The 18,724-nt window shown below is 45.5% G+C and carries 21 protein-coding genes; 10 read left to right on the top strand and 11 right to left on the bottom strand.

Annotated elements, in window-relative coordinates:
* Nucleotides 1-11: 11 nt before the first annotated feature.
* The gene (locus PO771_RS00740; protein WP_272561411.1) at nucleotides 12-623 is read right to left on the bottom strand and encodes a DUF3298 and DUF4163 domain-containing protein; all 612 of its coding nucleotides are present in this window, start codon (nucleotides 621-623) and stop codon (nucleotides 12-14) included.
* A gap of 138 nt (nucleotides 624-761) precedes the next feature.
* On the opposite strand from PO771_RS00740, the gene PO771_RS00735 reads away from it, so the two are divergent.
* From PO771_RS00735 to PO771_RS00725, 3 genes are read left to right on the top strand one after another with little or no spacing between them, the layout of a single operon-like run.
* Entirely contained in the window at nucleotides 762-1,574 is an 813-nt protein-coding gene (locus tag PO771_RS00735; protein WP_272561410.1) for a ParA family protein, read from the top strand.
* Complete coding sequence (locus PO771_RS00730) at nucleotides 1,537-1,737, top strand: hypothetical protein (protein ID WP_272561409.1); 201 nt, start codon at nucleotides 1,537-1,539, stop codon at nucleotides 1,735-1,737. The genes PO771_RS00735 and PO771_RS00730 overlap by 38 nt, the downstream gene beginning before the upstream one ends.
* The gene (locus tag PO771_RS00725) at nucleotides 1,734-2,339 is read left to right on the top strand and encodes a CYTH domain-containing protein (RefSeq protein WP_272561408.1); all 606 of its coding nucleotides are present in this window, start codon (nucleotides 1,734-1,736) and stop codon (nucleotides 2,337-2,339) included. Before PO771_RS00730 ends, PO771_RS00725 begins: the two co-directional genes overlap by 4 nt.
* 69 nt (nucleotides 2,340-2,408) lie before the next feature.
* Here PO771_RS00725 and PO771_RS00720 read toward each other — a convergent pair whose 3' ends face one another.
* The 3 genes from PO771_RS00720 to PO771_RS00710 all read right to left on the bottom strand — a co-directional run bounded on the left by PO771_RS00720 (nucleotide 2,409) and on the right by PO771_RS00710 (nucleotide 7,855).
* Nucleotides 2,409-4,451 (bottom strand): bifunctional diguanylate cyclase/phosphodiesterase, encoded by a 2,043-nt coding sequence (locus PO771_RS00720; RefSeq protein ID WP_272561407.1) that lies wholly within the window; start codon nucleotides 4,449-4,451, stop codon nucleotides 2,409-2,411.
* Between the two features lie 177 nt (nucleotides 4,452-4,628).
* On the bottom strand, nucleotides 4,629-6,038 hold the full coding sequence (locus tag PO771_RS00715; RefSeq protein WP_272561406.1) for a DUF8451 domain-containing protein: 1,410 nt from the start codon (nucleotides 6,036-6,038) through the stop codon (nucleotides 4,629-4,631).
* 131 nt (nucleotides 6,039-6,169) lie between these two features.
* The gene (locus PO771_RS00710) at nucleotides 6,170-7,855 is read right to left on the bottom strand and encodes a methyl-accepting chemotaxis protein (protein ID WP_272561405.1); all 1,686 of its coding nucleotides are present in this window, start codon (nucleotides 7,853-7,855) and stop codon (nucleotides 6,170-6,172) included.
* A 263-nt stretch (nucleotides 7,856-8,118) separates the two neighbouring features.
* Here PO771_RS00710 and PO771_RS00705 point away from each other — a divergent pair, with 263 nt between their 5' ends.
* From PO771_RS00705 to PO771_RS00695, 3 genes are all read left to right on the top strand, one after another.
* The gene (locus PO771_RS00705) at nucleotides 8,119-8,460 is read left to right on the top strand and encodes a hypothetical protein (protein ID WP_272561404.1); all 342 of its coding nucleotides are present in this window, start codon (nucleotides 8,119-8,121) and stop codon (nucleotides 8,458-8,460) included.
* A 54-nt stretch (nucleotides 8,461-8,514) separates the two neighbouring features.
* Nucleotides 8,515-8,994 carry a Cys-tRNA(Pro) deacylase gene (gene ybaK / locus PO771_RS00700; protein WP_272561403.1) on the top strand — a complete coding sequence of 160 codons (480 nt, stop codon included), beginning with the start codon at nucleotides 8,515-8,517 and terminating at the stop codon, nucleotides 8,992-8,994.
* Nucleotides 8,995-9,079: 85 nt separating this feature from the next.
* Nucleotides 9,080-9,919, top strand: a complete 840-nt coding sequence (locus PO771_RS00695; RefSeq protein WP_272561402.1) for a hypothetical protein — start codon at nucleotides 9,080-9,082, stop codon at nucleotides 9,917-9,919.
* Nucleotides 9,920-9,954: 35 nt separating this feature from the next.
* On the opposite strand, the gene PO771_RS00690 is transcribed toward PO771_RS00695, so the two are convergent.
* Nucleotides 9,955-10,608 carry an HAD family hydrolase gene (locus PO771_RS00690; protein ID WP_272561401.1) on the bottom strand — a complete coding sequence of 218 codons (654 nt, stop codon included), beginning with the start codon at nucleotides 10,606-10,608 and terminating at the stop codon, nucleotides 9,955-9,957.
* Between the two features lie 110 nt (nucleotides 10,609-10,718).
* Between PO771_RS00690 and PO771_RS00685 the strand changes: the two genes are divergently transcribed.
* The 3 genes from PO771_RS00685 (at nucleotide 10,719) to PO771_RS00675 (ending at nucleotide 13,468) form a co-directional block, all read left to right on the top strand.
* Entirely contained in the window at nucleotides 10,719-11,285 is a 567-nt protein-coding gene (locus tag PO771_RS00685; RefSeq protein ID WP_272561400.1) for a lysophospholipid acyltransferase family protein, read from the top strand.
* 130 nt (nucleotides 11,286-11,415) lie between these two features.
* Nucleotides 11,416-12,714 (top strand): hydroxylamine reductase, encoded by a 1,299-nt coding sequence (gene hcp / locus PO771_RS00680; protein WP_272561399.1) that lies wholly within the window; start codon nucleotides 11,416-11,418, stop codon nucleotides 12,712-12,714.
* Between the two features lie 223 nt (nucleotides 12,715-12,937).
* On the top strand, nucleotides 12,938-13,468 hold the full coding sequence (locus tag PO771_RS00675) for a hypothetical protein (protein ID WP_272561398.1): 531 nt from the start codon (nucleotides 12,938-12,940) through the stop codon (nucleotides 13,466-13,468).
* Nucleotides 13,469-13,598: 130 nt separating this feature from the next.
* On the opposite strand, the gene PO771_RS00670 is transcribed toward PO771_RS00675, so the two are convergent.
* The 6 genes from PO771_RS00670 to PO771_RS00645 all read right to left on the bottom strand — a co-directional run bounded on the left by PO771_RS00670 (nucleotide 13,599) and on the right by PO771_RS00645 (nucleotide 18,278).
* Nucleotides 13,599-13,916 carry a cupin domain-containing protein gene (locus PO771_RS00670; RefSeq protein ID WP_272561397.1) on the bottom strand — a complete coding sequence of 106 codons (318 nt, stop codon included), beginning with the start codon at nucleotides 13,914-13,916 and terminating at the stop codon, nucleotides 13,599-13,601.
* Nucleotides 13,917-13,994: 78 nt separating this feature from the next.
* Nucleotides 13,995-14,909: a ribonuclease Z gene (locus PO771_RS00665; RefSeq protein WP_272561396.1), complete on the bottom strand. Its 915-nt coding sequence runs from the start codon at nucleotides 14,907-14,909 to the stop codon at nucleotides 13,995-13,997.
* Between the two features lie 138 nt (nucleotides 14,910-15,047).
* Nucleotides 15,048-15,659, bottom strand: a complete 612-nt coding sequence (locus PO771_RS00660; protein WP_272561395.1) for a DNA-3-methyladenine glycosylase — start codon at nucleotides 15,657-15,659, stop codon at nucleotides 15,048-15,050.
* 12 nt (nucleotides 15,660-15,671) lie between these two features.
* Nucleotides 15,672-16,634, bottom strand: coding sequence for a toxic anion resistance protein (locus tag PO771_RS00655; protein ID WP_272561394.1), 963 nt, complete (start codon nucleotides 16,632-16,634; stop codon nucleotides 15,672-15,674).
* Complete coding sequence (locus PO771_RS00650; RefSeq protein WP_272561393.1) at nucleotides 16,631-17,323, bottom strand: 5-bromo-4-chloroindolyl phosphate hydrolysis family protein; 693 nt, start codon at nucleotides 17,321-17,323, stop codon at nucleotides 16,631-16,633. The genes PO771_RS00655 and PO771_RS00650 overlap by 4 nt, the downstream gene beginning before the upstream one ends.
* Nucleotides 17,324-17,483: 160 nt before the next feature.
* Nucleotides 17,484-18,278 carry an enoyl-CoA hydratase gene (locus PO771_RS00645; RefSeq protein WP_272561392.1) on the bottom strand — a complete coding sequence of 265 codons (795 nt, stop codon included), beginning with the start codon at nucleotides 18,276-18,278 and terminating at the stop codon, nucleotides 17,484-17,486.
* Nucleotides 18,279-18,504: 226 nt separating this feature from the next.
* On the opposite strand from PO771_RS00645, the gene PO771_RS00640 reads away from it, so the two are divergent.
* Nucleotides 18,505-18,684 carry a hypothetical protein gene (locus tag PO771_RS00640; RefSeq protein ID WP_272561391.1) on the top strand — a complete coding sequence of 60 codons (180 nt, stop codon included), beginning with the start codon at nucleotides 18,505-18,507 and terminating at the stop codon, nucleotides 18,682-18,684.
* Nucleotides 18,685-18,724: the final 40 nt, after the last annotated feature.

Here is an 18,724-nt window from a genome sequence, read left to right as displayed (position 1 = left end):
AGATGAACGTTTTATACACCAAGTCGTGCCAGTGGACCGGTCGGATTAGCAATATCTTGTAGAGAAGCAATCGAAATCGCAAACTCTGGGATACCATACGCGTACGGCGTATATTCATGCAATTGAAAATAAATGACAAGATCTTGCGAAGTGACGAAGTAATCCGTCACTTCTGTTACGGTTTTAAACGGAGAGGTTTGTGGGATGTCCTGCTTCTTGAACTGACGCTTGATCTCTTTATTCAAGCGATTCTTCCAGTCGCTTCCCCGACGGAATAATTCGGCTAAGGTATACGCATGCCCGCCTCGTGTATCATAGGTGCGAGATTTGTACGTAACCATGCCATGAGTGGCTCCGGTCGCATAGTTACATAGTTCAAACACTAGACTTAGCACCTGATTCTCATTGACTTTTACTTCATGCCCGCCCCAGAACTCCTTCTCTTTCGCGTTTGGGTATTGATCCGTACGCAGCATCTGTGTAAGTGCGTTGTGAATGTCACGGTTGATGCTCTTCTGCGCTCGCCTGTTCCCCGTGATACTCACATCTAGGTATGTCAGCTTTAGGCGGGGCTGAATGAGCTCTTTTGCTTCAACCAGAACCGTATCTTTGTTCTCGCTCATACTCTTTCCTCCTTGTATTCCGCGAATTCATCTGGTGTAGCGTATTCCCGGGTTCAGAAAAAAGTGAGCAGTCCATTCAAATCGTTCGGTTCACACTTCTGGTTTTTTCCTTATACTTTACAGAAGGGGGATGATTGTATGACGACTATTTCTTTATATAACAATAAAGGTGGCGTCGCGAAAACGACAACCGCTATCACAACCGCGTCCTGCCTCGTTCAGCGAGGAGAACGCGTACTTCTGATTGATCTGGACCCACAGGCCAACGCTTCGGATGCAGCGGGCATAGAAGTAGAGGAAGATGCATCATTATTGCTGGAACTGCTTCTCGCTTCGAGCGGATCAACCCCATTATCGCTAGGGCAGGTAGAGACTCTTCTCTGTCCTTCACCCGTGATTGGCTGCGATGTTATTCCTGCCTCCCCTGCTCTCGATCAATTCGCAGAACAGGCGGCGCAAGGTACAAACCTGGAATTCCGACTCCAGACCATTCTTGCTCCACTCCGTTCGTCTTACGACTATATTTTAATCGACTGCCCGCCGTCTCTGTCCCTTCTGACAATGAATGCACTGGCAGCTTCTGATTATGTAGTCATTCCATGTGACAGTTCTAAATATGCCCTGACCGGTATGAGTAACCTGATTGCCAAATACAATACAATCCGAGAAAGTTATAACCCAACGTTAGAAATCGCAGGCATTCTAAACACAAAAGTGGAAATGCGCGTCCAGACGTCCCGCTTATCGCGTGAGAAGCTAGCCGCTTACTTCGGTGATCTGTTATTTACGTCCTACATCCCGAAAAGCGCATCCGTAGAAAAATCACAATACGCGAACGAGACCTTGCTCACATATGATCGACACAGCCCTGCGCTCACCGCTTACCAATCATTCACCGAGGAGCTGATTCAGCGTGTCAGCACGAAGAAAAAACAGCAAACAAACCATTGAACAGGCGATGGACCGAATTCTTGGCACCATTCATATTTCTGGTCGCCAGGCATCCAAGCAACCTCAGCAAGAAAGCCTGTGGTATACCTTCCATCCATTCACTCTGCATCTACGGTTTTGGTCTACCTACACCCAGATGCTCAATAAGGAGGAATCATCATGAAAGAACAGGAATTAAAACTGCTGCTTGACCGGACAACATACGAGAAATTGCTCGAAGATTTTCCGAATGCTCCCGCTCCAGTTAAACAAGTAAATTACTATTTTGATACCCCTGATTTTTACCTTGGTCGTAATAAAATCATGCTGCGTGTACGACAAGAAAACGGGCAGTTTATTTTATGCGCCAAAATCCTGCAAGACGCATCCGGCAGCTCGCTGATCTGCACCGAACTCGAACAGACGATTCCAGAAGCTGTTTTTGAGCAGGGAAAACAGCGTGCAACTGTGCTGCTTAGCCACCTACCAGCAGAAGGACAGGAGGCGATAAATACCATCGTTTCCCCAGAACAAATCAGTCTGCGCGGTGCACTGGAAAATGAACGGTGCCTGCTTCCATTTCCTAATTCGCCGTATACATATGAACTGGACCGCACACTATTCCCAGGAAATAATGAGTCCTATGAGCTGGAAATCGAAGGGGTAGAAAATGAAGCAGCTTGCCGCCGTGTAATGGATCATCTGCTTACACAAGGGTATACGTTCACCCTACATAAAGAAGGCAAGTATAAACGCTTTCAGGAGGCAGCTGCCCGCCTCCTATAAGTATTTCTAACGTAAGGCACCATCATTAAAAAAGGAGCAGTCCCATTCAGATGAGATTGCTCCTTTTCGCTATACACACGAATTACTTGCCAGAATCTGCTCAAATTTCTCTGCTGGCACTGGCGGACTAAGCCAATACCCTTGAATTTCATCGCAACCGCATTGCTGCAGGAACTGCAATTGGTCATCTGTTTCGACACCTTCCGCAATCGCTCTCAGCTTTAAATTTTTCGCCATCGTCACAATCGTTGCGGCAATCGCTGCATCATTGGCCCCATCTGTAATATTACGGATAAATGACTGATCAATTTTTAGCTTATCAATCGGAAATTTAGTCAGATGCGTAAGCGAACTATACCCCGTACCAAAGTCATCCATGCTAATGCTGACTCCAAGTGACCGTAGCTGCGCAAGCACTTCCATCGCCCGCTCCACTTCCATCGTCATCGATTCAGTGATCTCCAAGTCTAAGTAAGAGGAATCCAATCCGGTGCTTTGTAACGTATCGGCTACCGTGCGAGCCAGGTCCTGCTGCACAAACTGGCGAAACGACAGGTTCACTCCCACCTTAATGGGCGGTAGCCCCGCTTCCTGCCATAGCTTATTCTGTTTGCATGCTTTGTCGAGCACCCAGTTACCCAGCGGAACAATGAGTCCAATCTCTTCTGCCAGTGGAATAAATTCACCTGGCGAAATGAATCCTTTCTCCGGATGAATCCAGCGAATCAACGCTTCTGCGCCAATAATTTTACCCGTCGCAATGTTCATCTGCGGTTGATAATATACGGTGAACTCCTCACGTTCCAACCCTTTGCGCAATTCTCGTTCAAGCAGCCAGGAGTCATGTGATTTTCTATTCATACCGGGACGATAATACTGATAACTCACACCTTGACTTTTAGCATGATACATGGCGATATCAGCATGACGCATGAGTGTTTCACTATCCTGACCATCCCTCGGATACATAGAGATGCCCATACTTGCCGTCATATGAAACTCGAATCCATTTAACTTAAAGGGGTCATCCAACACCATAGCAATACGATTGGCTATTTCACTCACTTCCTGCTCATCCTGTACATCGCGACACAATAACGTGAATTCATCCCCACCAAGACGCGCAAGCACATGATGCTCCTCCAAGCAGAAACGCAGACGATCCGCAATCATGCGCAGCAGTTCATCCCCAAACGCATGTCCCATCGAATCGTTCACATTTTTAAAACGATCCATATCCATAAACAAAATCGCCATCCGACTTTCATTCACTTCCGCTTCACAAAGTGCTTCCTGAAGCTTCTGTTTATAGAAACGTCGGTTAATCAAACCGGTTAGTTCATCATGGTATGCCATATACGCAACGCGCTTCTCTGCCATGCTCCGCTCCGTAATATCTTTGGCAATGCCATATACACCTACAACTTCTTCATCCACAATAATCGGGATATTTGCCACATTAACGTGCACATGCCGTCCTGACTTGTGCACAATCGTAACATCATAGTTTTGCGCCTTTCCTTCTTTCGCTCGCTCAAAGTGTGCCTGCGCCCGAACTCTGTCTTCCGGTAGAATCATCCGAAACGGAGTATGATACAGGAGTTCCTCCTCAAAATAGCCGGTCATTCCTTCTGTTGCTTTATTCATACTCATGAAGCGACCTGCAAGATCATGCGTAAAAACAGCATCCGCATTGTACTCAACCAGCGAGCGATAGCGCTGTTCGCTTTCTTTCAACAGGCGCTCAGCCTGTTTATGCATCGTAACATCCCGCCCGATTACAATCAGTTCTTTTGGCTGTCCATCTTCTTTATACACCGGAACTTTTACCGTATCCAAAAATACGGGATGTCCATTCGGAAGCCGCAGTTCTTGTTCAATACGCATCATCTTACCTGTAGCCCAGACTTCCTTATCTGATTGTGTACAGTTCATAAATACATCTAGATTACACGTAACGAATGATGTAAGCTCCTCTGCCGTCTTTCCTTGATAAGTCGTCGTTCCTAGTCCAAAAAAGCGTAAAGCAAAAGAGTTAGCGGCTAGCCATCTTCCCTCTCTGTCCCGGAAGCATACAAAGTCCGGGATACTGTCCATGATGGTCCGCATCATTCATTCACGCTCCTTAATTAGCAATTCTTATTGCTTCATTATACACGACCTTTTTATGTAATTCCCCCCACAATTTTACCGCACTAAGAGCCATGTATTTTTACCCTATGAATAAAGTGATAACCAATAAGATAAAACAAGAAAAAAGCAGCCGTTCATTAGAACGCTGCTTTTCTCTTACTTTTTCCTAGCAATGTATGCTTGGCGTGGATGATTGACCTGATCTGGGTAGCGAAGATAAAGACGGTTCTCTTTAACGAGCTTAGATAAATAGTTATTTCGCAGGCCATCTGGAGTCCGTTCCGTTAGTTGTGCAAGCTCTTTGAGCATAAGCGGCTTCTGTGTACACAATTCCACCAGCAAATCTTCCATAATGGAAGGGTTGAGTCGCTTTCGCTTCCGTGCTAATTGTCCCATCTCCCAAATCTGCTCCCAGGTAACAACTATATGCGTCTCAATCTCCGGCGCATCTATACCCTCCCATTCTTCCTCCTCTCCTGTCACCATCTCTGAACCTTCGATATTATAGGAGTTCGAGGATTTATTTAAGGAGTTTTCATCGTTATTTAAGGTGTTCACACCTCTATTCAAGGAGTTCAGCGGCTTATTATAGGAGGTTTCACCATTATTATAGGAGATAAACTCCTTATTTAAGGACTCCCACCCCTTATTTGAGGAGTTTTGTTTTTCTGTTATTTTAGGAGTATTGTTATTTACGGAGTTCTGCATTGTTCGGAAATCATCCGCTTTTTCTTCTGTTTCTGCAACAATTGTTCGTAATGTCAAAATTGTTCGAGCAGGGGTTTCTTGGTGCGAAATTTCGGGAATTACCCACTTATTTGTGTTCCACGTCTGTCGAATGGTGACGAGTCCAGAACCTGCTCTCTCACCAAGGCCAATCAGTAAAAACATTTTACTCAAGTTTGGATTTCGTATATCACTTATCCCACCGGCAAATGCCTGCGTTTGAGCAATTCGGAATGAACCCGGATTTGCAAACACAAAACCGGATGTCTCACGCTCGACTACAACCCCACGTTCCCCGTAGTAATCCGTATGAATTAATGTATTTACTAAAGCTTCTCGTAATGCGATGTGTACATCTGTTTCATCCCGACGCACAAGACTGTCCACCCGGAATGGAATCTGAAGGTGTGCGGTCAGACGCGGCATAACCAGAAAATAAAATTCGTATAAATTACCTGACCATGTTCCATCCTGGGAAGTCACTCGATCTGTCCATCTGTCCTCTCCAAAGCCAGATCCGTCTTCACTGCGATATTCCAGAAAATAATGAGGGAGCACCTCGGTGATCATCCGCTCCTCACTAAACATTAACAATCCTGCAAGTGTCAGCCCCTCTTTACCGGTATCACGCAGTTTGCCCCACGCCCCGATTTTATAGAGAAATTCTTTCGTCTCCAGACCGTTCCACGGATGATCCGGCCTGGCGGAAAGAAACCGACTTCGATAGCTTTTAACCGAATCAAAATGCAACTCATTCACGCCATAATGCTCAAGTATTAACCCGTCCTGCACCCCGAATGGCGGCTCGCCCGGGTAATTCGTTTCTCCAGTTCTGTACACGAATAATCTCCCTCTTTACTTGTTCATATCGTTACCTTCCATTCTACCATCGTTTAAGATTCTGCGGCGCAAAGTAAAAGCCTGACCCCCCTCCCTATTAGGAAGAGAATGTCAGGCTTTTATCTCTCTCTTTACACTTTAAACAGGCTTACCTCGTGCTGTAATTCTTGTGCCAGGTTACTTAGGCTTTCAGCCGCTGCCGTGATTTCCTGGGCTGATGCTAATTGTTCTTCCGAAGAAGCTGCTACCCCCTGCATACTTTCTGAGATACCTGAAGTAATACTAGCCATCTGCTCTACAGAAGCCGTAACCTGCTCGGTACTCGCTGATATTTCTTCTGTTGCTGCTGATACTTCCTGCATCTCGCTAACAGCCTGTTCAACAGACGACAGAATATGTTGAAACGCTTCCCCTGCATCATTAGCTACTGCCGTGCCTGCCTCTACCTCTTTCGTACCTTTCTCCATAGCCTGTACAGCATGTGCCGTATTTTGCTGAATTCCTTCGATCAAAGAGGCGATCTGCTCGGTAGATTGTCTCGACTGTTCAGCCAGCTTTCGAACTTCATCTGCTACAACAGCAAATCCTTTGCCGTGTTCGCCAGCTCGTGCGGCTTCTATGGCCGCATTAAGCGCCAACAAGTTAGTTTGCTCTGCAATCTGATTAATCGTTTCAACAATGTTGCCAATTTCTTTTGAGTTTTCCCCGAGGGTACGAATCACATCTGCTGATTCTATAACAGAAGCTCGAATTTCTTCCATTTGTTTAATGGTACGCTTAATAATTTCATTTCCTTGCTTGGATTCCGCGAGAACTTCCATAGCCGAATCGGATACGGCAGAAGTAGATTCAGCAATTCGTTGAATGGCGATCGCATTTTCCTCTACAGCACGTTTTGTTTCATCCATGCCACGTGTTTGTGTCTCTGATCCACTAGCAACCTCGTCAACCGCAGAGGAGACATGGGTAGTCGCTTGTACGGCCTGCTCGGAACTGGCAAATAGCTCTTCTGACGAAGCGGCGACCTGTTCCGTATTGGATTGTATCTTTTTAATCAAATCACGCAATTGATTTTTCGTCTGATTAAATGATGCGGCCAACTCGCTAATCTCATCCTTGCTTTTAACCTGTACATCTTCAATCGTGAGGTCTCCTGCCCCCATCTCTTTAGCCGCTCTTGTAATAGCGACAATCGGCCCAGAAATAATTTTATTCATGATAAAAGCGATCACAGCTCCTAAAATAATGGAAGCCCCTGCAACCATAAGCAGGAACTGCTTAACAGCCTGTACTCTTGCGCTTGCTTCATTACTTACCGTTTGGACATAATCCTCAACCGTCTTTTTTAACTCCTGCGCTTTTTCTGTAAACTTACGCGCAGCGTCACGCTCTTGTGTTTTCACAAGTTGCTGGTATTCCGCAACCTTGTTTTGTTTTTTATAGGCAATTAACTGTTGTGCAATCACACCATAGTCGTCGCTCAGTTTATTCATCTCAATGAGCAGCTTTCGCCCTTTCTCTGTCACCAATAATCCTTCTAAGCTTTTGCTAACTTCCTGGTATCGACTATCGGCTTTTTCATACGATTGTAAAGCAGTTTCATCCCCTAACAGCAAATACCCGCGAATTGCTTTGGATTGTTCATTCACAAGTGAATTTGCTTCGGTTATGAGTATAATCTTCTGATCTTCTCTATTAATTAATTCTGTATATGTTGCATCTACATTGCGGAACTCATAATAACTTACTCCTACCAATATAACTAGAAGCAGTAAGACAGCCCCAACTCCCCCTAGTAACTTTTGACCAATTTTCATTCCTCAAACCATCTCCCCACTTTTTTCTTTCTGTAATATTTCAAACTTTGAAGCACATTTAATATTATAATAATATAAGATAAACCGTTACAATTTAAAAAACCTATATATATTCTACAATGAATCATATTGTAATATTTGCATAGTGCAATTCATGCATGATAATCGCTACAGCTCTTTTAGAATGATATAATCCATTGAGCATGGATACTATTACAAATTGTTCTACTTCATATAAAGAGAGAAAAGAAAGGATTTACACTATGAATTTATTGAAGGACAAGCCCCTTCAAAACGGATTGCTGTATGATGGACAATACTTCCAGAACCAGCAAAAGATGATCGAGACACTACTTCATGAAACAAATGAACAAATTATTCGAATCGATATGGGTGATCTCCCGAATCGTCTAGAGCATCGCAACTATATTCGCTTTCGTCTTGTACATCTCCAACATGTGTTCGGTAATATTCCACCGCAACAGTACCGTTCTACATATAACTCTCTGTGGAGCCATCTATATCGTTTAGAACACCTATCCCCTACACATGGTGCCTATCTACGAGGACTCCTCGAAAAATTTCTTGAAGCAGCTTCGAAATAATACTTCACGAGATGCTACAATAAAGCCATACTTATCTATTTTAGGAGGCTTCTCATGACACAAAAAACAAATGCGGTGCGTCAGCTCGATCAAAATAAAATACCGTATGAGTTGCGTACCTATACAGTGGATGAATCTGACCTCTCAGCAAGTACAGTGGCTGCTAAAATTAATTTCCCGCTGCCGCAAGTTTATAAAACTCTCGTTGCACGAGGAGATAAAACCGGTGTTCTGCTTGCCTGTATTCCCGGTGATAAAGAGCTTGATCTAAAAGCATTGGCGTCACTTAGCAGCAATAAAAAAGTAGAGGTCGTTCCCCTTAAGGATGTTCAGCCTCTTACCGGTTACATCCGTGGCGGTGTCTCTCCACTTGGATTAAAGAAAAAATACCCGTTTTTTCTAGAAGAAGCAGCACTTTCGTTTGATACCATCTCGATTAGTGCCGGAGTACGCGGCTGCCAGGTTCTCCTGAATCCGCAGCATCTCGTCTCCCTCACCCGCGCTGCATGCGGCTCCATTTCCAAAGATGCCTAGAGTGCCCCTTTTTCTCGTATTCTATGACCGGAATTGCGAGAATCGAATACAATACAGCAATACTACTAGGAAGGGGGAGAACAGTATGGCATCACAGAATAAGCGGAAGCGTCCTGTTCCCCCTTTCATTCAGGAACGCTCCCGACACCTCCATGCCTTTCTGCAGGCACTATGTATTAGTGAACGGGAAACACTCTGGTTTCGTCTAATTGATGACGTCCCATCTCCTCCTCTCTCTAAAAAAATAGCGATTAATCTATCCCGCCCGTATAAAGATATTGAAAAATCCGTTTTACATGTTCGTTTCACAAACTCAAGGAATATCCTAATCAATCCGTATCAAAGCAACATAAAAGGATATGGCGTACATATGGTCATTAACGGCGGAGGCACAAAAAACGAGAACATCCGGCGGATACGAGCGCATTTTATTGATGTTGATCTTAATAAACGCACTGCCCAAGCGTTATCCCACGAAGAAGCAGATGCAATCGCAGAAGCCTGGAAGCATGATACAGAAGATCCGGTCATACATGTATCCTACAAGGAATCAGGTGGCCTATTCTATCTTACCGGGGTTCGTACCGAGTCCCATGTTCAACATCTCAAACAGCAGTTCTTACAGCAGCATATGCCTGACCTAGCAGATGCAATGATTGTAGAAACACTCAACGGTTATCACATCTACTGGCCAATCCGCAACGGAGATATAAAACAATTCCCTCTCATTCAGCAAGCATTAAGCCGTAAGTTTCAGTCCGATCCGAATATATGGAACTTGTCTCGTACGATGCGTGTTCCAGGCTACTATCATATGAAAAATCCGCACCGTCCGTTTATGCTGCAAATTATCCAACCCGGGCGTACTACTCCATTTACCCAGGACGAATTAATCAACCGTCTTACGCTTACACTTGAATCGTAAGAATAGCTTCCTGTAAGGAATTTCTGATACTGTCACTAATCCCGTACGTGCCCAGCAAGCTCCTTCATATGACGAATATGAACATGAGGGCGGACACCACGCCGTTCCATCTCTTCTACATCTCCCCGATATGCGAAAAAGCGAATGCCTCCATCCTGTGCAGCTTTGCCATCAATCCATGAGTCTCCGATGAATATCCATCGCTCTCCTGGCACATGCGGATACTGATTCTGCACATATAAAATCCCGGATGGCGAAGGCTTAAGAGCTGTCATCTGTTCCCGTCCGGCTATATAGTCGAAGTAATGGGCAATCCCGGTCCGCGTAAGCGCCTCTACGGCAGCGGAGCGGGCATTGTTCGTTAGTACAGTAAGATAGCCATGCTCATGCAGGTCTGCTAGCATATCCGGAACATGCGGCTCCAGTATAGCCTCATGCATCCCTTCCCGTTCAAACCGCTCCACCGCCCCCCAGATGACCGTCTCCGCCTCTTGCGTCATCTTCCCCGATTCCCGAGCCAATTCGATTAACTGAGACGCGGTATGATCCCTCCAGGCCAGATCAGCCGCACACAGACCTCTTACTACCATCTCCTCAAACACAGCTTTCTTCATGCCACCAAAATCAATGCGGGACTGCAGCAGTGTATTATCCATGTCAAATATAATACCGTATCGCTTTTCTATCATCGTACCACTCCTTTCACATCCATTATTCATGAAAGAATTTCTCCAAGTTAGTATCAGGTACTAAAATCTCATGCTATAATCAGAAAAAACACTGTAAGGAGCTAAAAGATATGGTTTATACAATCGTCCGCAATTGCGTAAAACTTTGGCTGCATCTCCGCTTCCGTGTACGCATTGATGGAATTGAAAATATTCCGCACGAAGGCGGCTGCATTCTAGCAATGAATCACACAAGCAACTATGATTCATTATTAGTCGGCACGCATACCCCGCGTAAAATGTACATCATGGCCAAGGAGGAACTGTTCCGCAAACGATTCTTCGCCTGGCTCATCACTGAGATGGGGGCGTTCCCGGTAAAGCGTGGACAAGCTGACCTCAAATCACTTAAGTATACGTTAAAGCTCATTCAAGACGGCAACCTGTTCTCTATCTTCATCGAAGGCACTCGCTCCCAGAGCGGTGAAATGCAAGAAGCAAAGAAAGGTATCGGCTTTATCGTTAGTAAAAGTAAAGCCCCGGTCGTTCCCGTATACATCCACGGCACCAAGCAAGGCTGGTTCCAACCTGCAGGCGTTGTATTCGGTCCACCAGTCCAACTCGAAGAAGGTATCAAACACGAAGAGGCAGCCGCTCGCATTAAAGAAGCGATCGAAAAACTGGCAGCTGCACAATAGGGCAATTTTGTGAACAGACCCATCGTGTGACATGTGTCACATTCGTATTCCTCCTCCTCAATTATAGTATACGTATACGGTGCTTCTCCACGTTAGAAGAGAAGCGAACTCGTAAAGGGGGATATGAGGGATGTTCTGTTATCAATGTGAACAAACGCCAAGCGGCGGCTGTAAAGTAATCGGGGTATGCGGCAAAAACGAGGACATTGCTAGTTTGCAAGACATTATGATCTTTGGGTTAAAAGGAATCGCAGCATACGCGACACACGCACGTCAGCTTGGTTATACCGATCCATTCGTGGAAGAAACAACCCAGGAAGCGTTGTACATGACGCTAACGAACTCTAATTTTAATACACAAGAACATATTAACATGGCCATGAAAGTCGGCCAGGCAGCGGTTCGTATTATGGATGTACTTGACCGTGCTCACACAGACCGCTTCGGTATCCCGCAGCCGGTACAAGTATCCCAGAACAAAATTGAAGGCAAATGCATTATCGTTACTGGACATAATTTGTTTGCACTTGAAGAACTGCTTAAGCAGTCTGAAGGCAAAGGCATTAACATTTATACACACTCTGAGATGTTGCCTGCACACGGCTATCCAGAACTTAAGAAATATCCACACCTGAAAGGCAACATCGGCAAGGCATGGTTTGATCAGCGCCGTCTGTTTGAAGAATTCCCTGGTGCGATTCTTGCTACAACGAACTGTGTCATGCCAATCAAAGGCACATATGCAGATCGCTTCTTCTCTTATGACATCGCAGGACTGGAAGGCGTAACGAAGGTAGAAAATGATGACTTCACTGCGCTCATCCAGCGTGCACTTGAGCTGCCGGAAGCAAACATCGAATCCGAGCAAAAGCTGACAACTGGCTTCCATCATGAGACCGTCATCGGCATCGCACCAGAAATTATCGATGCTGTAAAAGCAGGTAAAATTCAGCGCTTCTTCGTCATCGCAGGCTGCGATGCACCAGGAAAAGGCGGCGAATACTACCGGGAGCTGGCAACCTCACTGCCGCAGGATACTGTGATCCTGACGACATCATGTGGCAAGTTCCGTTTTAATGATGTGGATTATGGTACAGTACCGGGTACTAACATCCCGCGTTATATCGACCTGGGTCAGTGCAACAACTCCGGTTCTACAGTCAAAATTGCACTTGCCCTCGCAGATGCGTTCGGCTGTACGGTCAACGAGCTGCCGGTCAGCATCGTCCTGTCCTGGTTTGAACAAAAAGCGGTAGCTATTCTACTTGGTCTGTTTAGTCTCGGCATTCAGGATATTCGCATCGGTCCAAAACCGCCGGAATTTGTTACACCGGGCGTGCTCAATGTTCTTCAGGAAGCATTTGGCCTGAAGCTTATTACAAACGCACAGGCAGATATGCAGGCAATGCTTACTGTCTCAACGCAATAAGAAGGAAGAAAACGAGCAGAAATAATTTCAAGATGGAAGCTGTCCCAAAAGCCAGAACATGGCCAACGGGACAGCTTTTTGTTGTAGCATCGAAAATGTGTAAGTAGAGAGCGGGAGAAAGAAGGTGCTGTCCGCTTCGGGAGCCTGAGACTTGGGTTATGTAAAAAGGATTGATGGAAATTATAGAGAATCTAAATTTTAAGCTTAAAAAGGAGGAGATTACTTGGGAACAAAATTTACAAACATCCAAATTCAAGAAACTAACTTGGAGATTGTTAAAAATGCTTTAATTAAATATTATACACAGCGCGAAAAAACAAGAAATGAATACTACATCGGGAATCTAACAGAAAATTGGGTAACGGTTCTTCATGATTATTCATGGGGAGAGGTAAGGGACGAAGCAATCGAATTATCTCGTTATATTCCTTCACCTATTCTTGCCGTTCATTATTTTGATGATGATTTATTTGAACTTTACCTTGTAGAAAAAGGAGCCATACTAACCTGCCATATTTCAGGGTTTGAAGATTATATGGACTCTTTGCCTAAAATGGGAAATATAAAGTTGCTCATAGAGAAGTTACAATTACAAATTAGTGAAAATGAGCTATCCTCTGTTCTTTCAGCAGATGATTTAGAAGAAAAGGTATCTAAACTTGAAGATATTTTCCGAGCACCTTTATGGATTAAATACGATTGGATTAATGAAGATGAAGAACTACAAAGCAGGTTTTTAAAATTAGTATTATAAGTTATTTTTTAACGTTATTCTTAACATCTAGATAACATCACTAGTTTGAAATACAAAAGGTGTGAGGGCCACAGCACCTTCACACCTTTGTCCATTTCACTCTAATTTCCATCATAAAAAGCCAGCGCAATTACGATCCACACACTGTGTTAGCGCCGATCTTCATCACCAGTATACTCGCATCCTCCAGCGCTTCCAGCTCATGCTCTTCCTGTGGGTCCATATGCAGCAGCATTCCTGGTACAAGCTCTACATCCTGCTCGCCCACTCCGAATCGAACACGCCCTGCTACAACATGCACGATAGCGTCGCTTGGCGTACGATGGCGGGAGACTTTCTCTCCTGCTTTCAGCTGTAGATTCATCACCACTCCACCATCAAACTCAAGCACTTTTGCACGGCCTACCGCTCTGTCCTCCAGCATATGTTTCAGTACAGCTACTTTCATAATGCTATCCCCCTTCTGATCTCTTACACCTATCATACCGGGAGACCAGAAATCATTCAGTGATGATTATCACAACAGTTACGGAGCAAAACGTAATGATGTTGTCAGTCTGTCATAGCCAAGCTGGGTGTGTGGGAAGATCGCTACTGCATGCTCAAGATAATCCTTAGGGTTATGTAACGATGGACTGTAATGCGTCAGCCATAGCTCTTTTACGCCGCCATCCCGCGCCAGAGTAGCGGCTTCCGAGAACAGCATATGGCCGTGTTCCTCCGCCTTTGGAAGACTCTCATCGTCTCCATACATACCTTCCCCGATAAACAGATCAGCACCTTGAATAAACTCCAAAAGCTGCGGCACTGGACGCGTATCGGTACTATAACACACTTTTAACCCTTTGCGCGGTGGTCCGAGCACCATGCCTGGCGTATAAGTGCGTCCATCAACCGTTACATCCTCACCTTTCTGCAGGCGTCCCCAGTAGACGACCGGCAGATCAAGTTCCGATGCTTTGCGGGCATCAAACTTACGTCCTCGCTCCACTTCTAGACTGTAGCTTACACACGGCACAGTATGCTGCACCGGCACAGTACGCACAATAAAATCCCCGATTCGATGAACCGAGTTCATTTCTTCTGCCGCAAGCTCAACCAGCTTCAATTCGTATGGAAGGTGCGGTGCGATTACGGTAACACCCGCAATGACAGGAGCAAGTCCCGATGGACCAATCAGCGTGAGCGGCTCTGTCCGCCCCGCATTTGCAATCGCAAACAACAAACCCGGGATCCCTGCTACATGATCCGCATGGTAATGCGTGAAGCAGATTGCTTCAATCGTTTTAAACCCCCAGCCGAGCATCTTCATCGTTACCTGTGTGCCCTCTCCGCAGTCAATGAGCACCATTTTGCCGTTATACGATGCAAGCAGTGCAGTCAGCCACCTATTCGGCAGCGGCATCGTACCTCCGCATCCGAGCAAAGCTACATCAAACATATGTAAACACTTCCTTAGTCTTATAAAATCAAAAATGCTGTCACGTATGGTTAGCTTACCACAGATGACAGCATTTTTTCCTATTTTGTTACCCGTACCTCAAAGGCTCCCACACCAATTGAATGGCCTGTACTGTGCCTATTTTCGCGACAAATACGGATTGTCCTTAATCGTGAACCGCCACGGATAATGAACGGCTTCTTCTGCATAATCAATATTAATACGCGGTCCAGTATTCACTTCAAACGGAGCAAGCGGAACAAGTGGCTCGGTAATAAACAGCTCATCTCCAAGCAAATCAAGGCCGTTGTGCGCCCGTGTCAAGCCAAGAGCTACACACAGCTTCCCTGGACCATTTGTCAAATTGTACATCTCCCGGCGTGTAAGCGGACCCGTTCTCCCAAATCGCGCTTCTGCCATGGCGTCAATTCCTTCCATCGGCTCGAGTGCTCGAATGAGCACACCCTGCGGTGTCCCCGCTTCATTCACTACTGCATTCAGACAGTTATACATGCCGTAGATGATATAGACATACGAATACCCCGGTGGCCCGTACATCACTTCATTGCGCGGTGTCCGTCTGCCGCCGTATGAATGCGCTCCTTTGTCATCCACGCCCATATACGCTTCGGTTTCCACAATAATACCGGCTCGACATATGCCACTCTCTTGATGGACTACCCGCTTGCCAAGCAGTTCCCTGGCTACGGTTACAGCATCACGGTTATAAAAATCACGGTCCAGCTTCAAAGATGTGCCCCCTTATGATGAATGTACCTCTCCGGCCGCGAGTTTCTTCTCTGCTCTGATACGAGCTTCCCGCCCGTCCTTCTCCAGCATCAAGGCTTCTTCCACGATAGAAGTTAACCCCACGCTTGTCTGCTTACATGCATCTGCAGCCCGTTGCAGTGCTTCTCCTGCCGCCTCCTGCGCCGTCTGCTGGCGGCACAAGGTCAGAAGCGCCATCATTTGATTTTTCCACAATGGAATCGCAAGCAAAATCGACGACTGAATTTTATCAATTAAAATACGGTGATTCTCCTGAATCAATCGGATTTGCGGAAGCGCCTGTAACGCAATCGTCTGACTTACAAGAAGATCATTTTCCCTGGCTACCAAACGATCCGAGAAGCTACGAGCATCTGTGACTGCCTGTGCGTCCATGACATCTTCTGAGGAGGCAAGTCGTTGCTCCAGCATCGGAAGCAGTTGCTTGTCCACTTCTATTCGTTTCTGCCGAACTGCGGCGATATATACATCCATTTCGCTGTACTGCACTTCGTATTTTTGATACATCATATCCAGCATTGTCAGATCACGAAGCATCTGATGCCGCAGCCGTTCCAAAATATCGGCAAGCTGCTCCACCTCACTACCGATGCACTGGTAATGAGCCAGTTTCTTCTCCAGTACTTTCCTGGGTGAAGTTCCAAATAGACGCGACCAGAAACCCCGCGCTCCGTTCAACAGAGCATCTGGATTCGCTTCTTCGAGGCGGCTGACCAGATCATACAGCAAGACACTAATCTGTTCAGGTGTATTACGTTCCCGCACATACCCGAGCATCTGATCGGCCAGACGGGCAAGCTGTCCCTGTACACTGACTCCGAACTGAAGCAACGCTTGTGGATTCTCCATCCGAATGCGCGTGACCAACTCTTGCACCTGTCTTATCTGTTCCGGCCTCAGCGCTCCAGACCGGCTGCTTGCTCGTTCTTCTCTCATCGTTTTGACTCCTCATGCTCGTACACCTTTTCTTGTTCAGACACAGGCGTATAGGGCATGTCCATCGTCTTACCTCTGGCTGTGCCAATCGACTTGCGTAAGGTTTCCAGTTCAATATCGAGATTCATCACATCATCCGAGAGCACCTGCAGCAGCTCTTGTTCCAGCGCAGCTGTAATATCATTAAGCATTTGCTCAGTCTTGTGAAGCGTCTCTTTCATCTCTGCATTCCGAATCGGCTGGCTCATCAGAAACGTGTATTTATCAAGCACATGCAAGGTAGAGTCCAAATAAGCTGAAAAAAAGCTACGAGCCTGATGGAATTTATGCGGCTGCTGTTCAACAACTTGTATAATCTGACGAGCCAGCTTATACAGATGCGATATTTTCTGCCACATCGTAAACGAACGAAGACGGAACTGGAAGTAGCGAATCTGCTTAAGCTTACGGCGTGCGTCACGCAGATTTTGTTTGATATATTTGCGGTCGGAACGACTGATTTCTACCCCATCTGGAATAGAAACACGCCCGAAACTGGGACGGGCTGCAGCCCATACAATGAGTGAGCCTGCCGTAAACAGTATTAGTAAAAACAAAGGGACACGGAAGACAAGAAGCAGCACAAGCAGACTAATTCCACCAATAACAAGACCTGCCAGTGTGCGCATAACAGACAGTAACGATTTCATGCTTTCCCCTCCATGATATGGTAGCTCGGTATGATACATCCTAGCATTTTACTTCTCCTTACTCAAACATACGCATGAACGCCTGCATCCGTTTCATTTCATTCTCCATCTTATGAAAAAGGAGACAGGGTTGAAAGCATCCCTGTCTCCTCTTCCTGTATTAGCATCCCTTCCAACTCGGTGGGCGCTTCTCAAGAAACGCACAAATTCCTTCTTCCGCATCAGCGGCTGTGGCATTCAAGCTCATGACTTCTTTTGCGTACGAGTATGCAAGTGGCTGGGGCATCTCAATCTGTTTATAGAACGCCTGTTTACCAATTCCCACAGTAAATGTGCTGGCTGCGGCAATTTTTTGCGCTAGTGCTTTGGTTTTATTTTCAAGGTCTTCTGCAGGTACTGCGTGGTTGATCAGCCCGGCAAGCAATGCTTCTTCTGCGTTCAGAGCTTCACCTGTCAGAAGCATTTCCATCGCCTTTTTTCGTCCAACCGCTCTTGTTAGTGCTACCATTGGAGTCGAGCAAAATAGCCCGATTTTCACGCCTGGTGTAGCAAATTTCGCATTCTCTTCTGCCACAGCAAGATCACACGTTGCTACTAGCTGACATCCTGCGGCTGTAGCAATGCCATGTACTTGGGCGATAACAGGCTGGGGAATGGATTGAATGGTTTCCATCAGTTTAGTACATACTTCAAACAGATGGCGATAAAATACAGGGCTTTGATTCGGCATCTCGCTCAAATCATGCCCGGCACAAAAAGCAGGACCGCTTCCTTTTAAAATAACAGCGGCGATTTTTTGATCGTGGCTTATGTTTTCAAATACATTAATTAGTTCCTGCATATGTTCAAGCGACAGTGCATTACGTTTCGTCGGACGATTCATCGTTACATAGGCAATCGAACCTTCTGTTTCAAAAAGAACATGCTGGTAGTCAGCTGTTTCTGTATTAGCCATTCTATCTCCTCCTTCAATGTATTCATCATAATTGTTCAGATAATACGGAAAACTATCCTCATTGTAACATACTGGTTAATCATGGGGGGACGTAAAATGTATGCGTTATCATTTTTTACGGTCACATTTACCGTCCTTCTCTTCTTTTCCCTGTGAAAAGAGGATTTACTTTTACCTGCTGATTGTGTAAAGTAAAAAACGCACTACTTTATATAGGAGACAAAACATGAACAATAAGAAAAGGGTCAGAATTACGATGAATAGCAGTGAAAAAAGGCAATTAGAGATGTTTGCTGAAGCAGTTGGCTGGAGTTGGGAAGAGCTTGAGGAATCATTGCATACACTAGTCACAGAACGAATTTCTAGAAAAAAAGATTTGAATAGACAGCCAGAACCTATATATTAAGAAAAACTCGCAGAAATATTATCCTTCTGCGAGTTTTATT

Source organism: Aneurinibacillus uraniidurans (genome assembly GCF_028471905.1).
In the GTDB taxonomy this organism is placed as follows: Bacteria; Bacillota; Bacilli; order Aneurinibacillales; family Aneurinibacillaceae; genus Aneurinibacillus; species Aneurinibacillus uraniidurans.
Note: the sequence above shows the minus strand (reverse complement) of the source record. Positions and strands in the feature narration are given on the sequence as shown.

Excerpts from the sequence above, each read along its gene's own strand:
- PO771_RS00665 (WP_272561396.1), bottom strand. The coding sequence starts at position 14,909 with ATGTTTGATGTAGCTTTGCTCGGATGCGGAGGTACGATGCCGCTGCCG.
- PO771_RS00650 (WP_272561393.1), bottom strand. The coding sequence starts at position 17,323 with ATGAAATCGTTACTGTCTGTTATGCGCACACTGGCAGGTCTTGTTATT.
- PO771_RS00655 (WP_272561394.1), bottom strand. The coding sequence starts at position 16,634 with ATGAGAGAAGAACGAGCAAGCAGCCGGTCTGGAGCGCTGAGGCCGGAA.
- PO771_RS00690 (WP_272561401.1), bottom strand. The coding sequence starts at position 10,608 with ATGATAGAAAAGCGATACGGTATTATATTTGACATGGATAATACACTG.
- PO771_RS00705 (WP_272561404.1), top strand. The coding sequence starts at position 8,119 with ATGAATTTATTGAAGGACAAGCCCCTTCAAAACGGATTGCTGTATGAT.
- PO771_RS00695 (WP_272561402.1), top strand. The coding sequence starts at position 9,080 with ATGGCATCACAGAATAAGCGGAAGCGTCCTGTTCCCCCTTTCATTCAG.
- PO771_RS00640 (WP_272561391.1), top strand. The coding sequence starts at position 18,505 with ATGAACAATAAGAAAAGGGTCAGAATTACGATGAATAGCAGTGAAAAA.
- PO771_RS00710 (WP_272561405.1), bottom strand. The coding sequence starts at position 7,855 with ATGAAAATTGGTCAAAAGTTACTAGGGGGAGTTGGGGCTGTCTTACTG.
- ybaK (WP_272561403.1), top strand. The coding sequence starts at position 8,515 with ATGACACAAAAAACAAATGCGGTGCGTCAGCTCGATCAAAATAAAATA.
- PO771_RS00740 (WP_272561411.1), bottom strand. The coding sequence starts at position 623 with ATGAGCGAGAACAAAGATACGGTTCTGGTTGAAGCAAAAGAGCTCATT.
- PO771_RS00670 (WP_272561397.1), bottom strand. The coding sequence starts at position 13,916 with ATGAAAGTAGCTGTACTGAAACATATGCTGGAGGACAGAGCGGTAGGC.
- PO771_RS00720 (WP_272561407.1), bottom strand. The coding sequence starts at position 4,451 with ATGATGCGGACCATCATGGACAGTATCCCGGACTTTGTATGCTTCCGG.
- PO771_RS00685 (WP_272561400.1), top strand. The coding sequence starts at position 10,719 with ATGGTTTATACAATCGTCCGCAATTGCGTAAAACTTTGGCTGCATCTC.
- PO771_RS00645 (WP_272561392.1), bottom strand. The coding sequence starts at position 18,278 with ATGGCTAATACAGAAACAGCTGACTACCAGCATGTTCTTTTTGAAACA.
- hcp (WP_272561399.1), top strand. The coding sequence starts at position 11,416 with ATGTTCTGTTATCAATGTGAACAAACGCCAAGCGGCGGCTGTAAAGTA.
- PO771_RS00725 (WP_272561408.1), top strand. The coding sequence starts at position 1,734 with ATGAAAGAACAGGAATTAAAACTGCTGCTTGACCGGACAACATACGAG.
- PO771_RS00735 (WP_272561410.1), top strand. The coding sequence starts at position 762 with ATGACGACTATTTCTTTATATAACAATAAAGGTGGCGTCGCGAAAACG.